Origin of the sequence: Microbacterium sp. NPDC060132 (genome assembly GCF_042729675.1) — a bacterium.
Taxonomy (GTDB): domain Bacteria; phylum Actinomycetota; class Actinomycetes; order Actinomycetales; family Microbacteriaceae; genus Microbacterium; species Microbacterium sufflavum.
In genome coordinates this window covers 1-3,267 of record NZ_JBHWXU010000003.1, presented here as the reverse complement: position 1 = coordinate 3,267, position 3,267 = coordinate 1, and the positions used below count along the sequence as shown (strand labels likewise).

2 rRNA genes (1 of these 2 only partly in view) are annotated in these 3,267 nt (G+C 54.9%); both read right to left on the bottom strand.

What is annotated here, in order from left to right:
* Nucleotides 1-1,701 (bottom strand): 23S ribosomal RNA (locus tag ACFWCH_RS17655); it reaches 1,500 nt to the left of the window's first position.
* Nucleotides 1,702-2,122: 421 nt separating this feature from the next.
* Nucleotides 2,123-3,267 (bottom strand): 16S ribosomal RNA (locus ACFWCH_RS17650); the annotation flags it as partial.

Genomic DNA, 3,267 nt, shown 5'->3' with positions numbered 1-3,267 from the left:
CGGCCTACGCACTTGCACCAGGACAACCATCGCCTGGCTTGGACTACCTTCCTGCGTCACACCTGTTAATACGCTAACCGCACCAGCATGGGGTCACGTGCTCCCCTCCACGGTGTCACCCGAAGGTGACGATGTGAAGGCTCGGACGTTTAGCACCACTGGATTAGCTTGGGCGGTTCTTCGCCGGTACGGGAATATCAACCCGTTGTCCATCGACTACGCCTGTCGGCCTCGCCTTAGGTCCCGACTTACCCAGGGAAGATTAGCTTGACCCTGGAACCCTTGGTCTTTCGGAGGACGTGTTTCTCACACGTCATTCGCTACTCATGCCTGCATTCTCACTCGTGTAGCCTCCACGGCTGGTTTCCACCGCCGCTTCGCTGGCCACACGACGCTCTCCTACCCATCAACACGGCTGGACCACGAAGGCCTACCAATAATGTCAATGCCACAACTTCGGTGGCGTGCTTGAGCCCCGTTACATTGTCGGCGCGGAATCACTTGACCAGTGAGCTATTACGCACTCTTTCAAGGGTGGCTGCTTCTAAGCCAACCTCCTGGTTGTCAGAGCAACTCCACATCCTTTCCCACTTAGCACGCGCTTTGGGACCTTAGTTGGTGGTCTGGGTTGTTTCCCTCTCGACTATGAAGCTTATCCCCCACAGTCTCACTGCTGCGCTCTCACTTACCGGCATTCGGAGTTTGGCTGACGTCAGTAACCTTGTAGGGCCCATCGGCCATCCAGTAGCTCTACCTCCGGCAAGAAACACGCAACGCTGCACCTAAATGCATTTCGGAGAGAACCAGCTATCACGAAGTTTGATTGGCCTTTCACCCCTATCCACAGCTCATCCCCTCAGTTTTCAACCTAAGTGGGTTCGGTCCTCCACGACGTCTTACCGTCGCTTCAACCTGGCCATGGATAGATCACTTCGCTTCGGGTCTAGGACATGCGACTGAATCGCCCTATTCAGACTCGCTTTCGCTACGGCTACCCCACACGGGTTAACCTCGCCACATATCGCTAACTCGCAGGCTCATTCTTCAAAAGGCACGCTGTCACACCTACCAGGGGTGCTCCAACGGTTTGTAAGCAAACGGTTTCAGGTACTATTTCACTCCCCTCCCGGGGTACTTTTCACCTTTCCCTCACGGTACTTGTCCGCTATCGGTCATCTGGGAGTATTTAGGCTTATCAGGTGGTCCTGACAGATTCACACGGGATTTCACGGGCCCCGTGCTACTTGGGATACTCTCCACGCCAGAACACGCATTTCGACTACGGGGTTGGCACCCTCTATGACCGGCCTTTCAAGACCGTTCGTCTATACGCTTCTGTAACGTCGCCAGCTCGGCAGAACTGACTGGTGAGTCCCACAACCCCGAATATGCAACTCCTGCCGGATATCACACACACTCGGTTTAGCCTGATCCGGTTTCGCTCGCCACTACTAACGGAATCGCGGTTGCTTTCTCTTCCTGTGGGTACTGAGATGTTTCACTTCCCCACGTTCCCTCTACCCGCCCTATATATTCAGGCGGGAGTCACTAGGTCGGCACGCCGCCCAGCGGGGTTTCCCCATTCGGACACCCTCGGATCAAAACTTGCTTATCAGTTCCCCGAGGCTTATCGCAGATTGCTACGTCCTTCTTCGGCTCCAGATGCCAAGGCATCCACCGTTTGCTCTTAAAGACTTGAAATCACATGAGTTCGAATCAAAAACTCGACCCCACCCGAAGGCGGGATCAGAAATTGACTAATGATCTTTAAGATCATCTTGCGCAACCAATCCGAAGATCAGTTGCAAGATGCTCGCGTCCACTGTGTAGTTCTCAAAGTACGGGCGGTACCCTTCACCGCTTCCCCACCGGGGAAACAACGAAAGGCCCAGAGTAACCAAATGCTTCCAACCCGAAGGTCAAAGCGCATCCGGTCCCTCAGGACCCAACAGCGTGCAGGTGCGACATCCGTCACCCTCCCCGTTCCAACCACCGAAGCGGCGTACTGAAGAAGAACAACATCCTTCGCACCATGTCAAATGTTCCACCCATGAGCTCCCAGCGAAGAACGTACGCCTTCGATCTGGGTTCTGGACACCCGAAAGTGTCAGATGCTCCTTAGAAAGGAGGTGATCCAGCCGCACCTTCCGGTACGGCTACCTTGTTACGACTTAGTCCTAATTACCGATCCCACCTTCGACGGCTCCCTCCACAAGGGTTAGGCCACCGGCTTCAGGTGTTACCGACTTTCATGACTTGACGGGCGGTGTGTACAAGACCCGGGAACGTATTCACCGCAGCGTTGCTGATCTGCGATTACTAGCGACTCCGACTTCATGAGGTCGAGTTGCAGACCTCAATCCGAACTGGGACCGGCTTTTTGGGATTCGCTCCACCTCACGGTATTGCAGCCCTTTGTACCGGCCATTGTAGCATGCGTGAAGCCCAAGACATAAGGGGCATGATGATTTGACGTCATCCCCACCTTCCTCCGAGTTGACCCCGGCAGTATCCCATGAGTTCCCACCATTACGTGCTGGCAACATAGAACGAGGGTTGCGCTCGTTGCGGGACTTAACCCAACATCTCACGACACGAGCTGACGACAACCATGCACCACCTGTTTACGAGTGTCCAAAGAGTTGACCATTTCTGGCCCGTTCTCGTATATGTCAAGCCTTGGTAAGGTTCTTCGCGTTGCATCGAATTAATCCGCATGCTCCGCCGCTTGTGCGGGTCCCCGTCAATTCCTTTGAGTTTTAGCCTTGCGGCCGTACTCCCCAGGCGGGGAACTTAATGCGTTAGCTGCGTCACGGAATCCGTGGAATGGACCCCACAACTAGTTCCCAACGTTTACGGGGTGGACTACCAGGGTATCTAAGCCTGTTTGCTCCCCACCCTTTCGCTCCTCAGCGTCAGTTACGGCCCAGAGATCTGCCTTCGCCATCGGTGTTCCTCCTGATATCTGCGCATTCCACCGCTACACCAGGAATTCCAATCTCCCCTACCGCACTCTAGTCTGCCCGTACCCACTGCAGGCCCGAGGTTGAGCCTCGGGATTTCACAGCAGACGCGACAAACCGCCTACGAGCTCTTTACGCCCAATAATTCCGGATAACGCTTGCGCCCTACGTATTACCGCGGCTGCTGGCACGTAGTTAGCCGGCGCTTTTTCTGCAGGTACCGTCACTTTCGCTTCTTCCCTGCTAAAAGAGGTTTACAACCCGAAGGCCGTCATCCCTCACGCGGCGTTGCTGCATCAGGCTT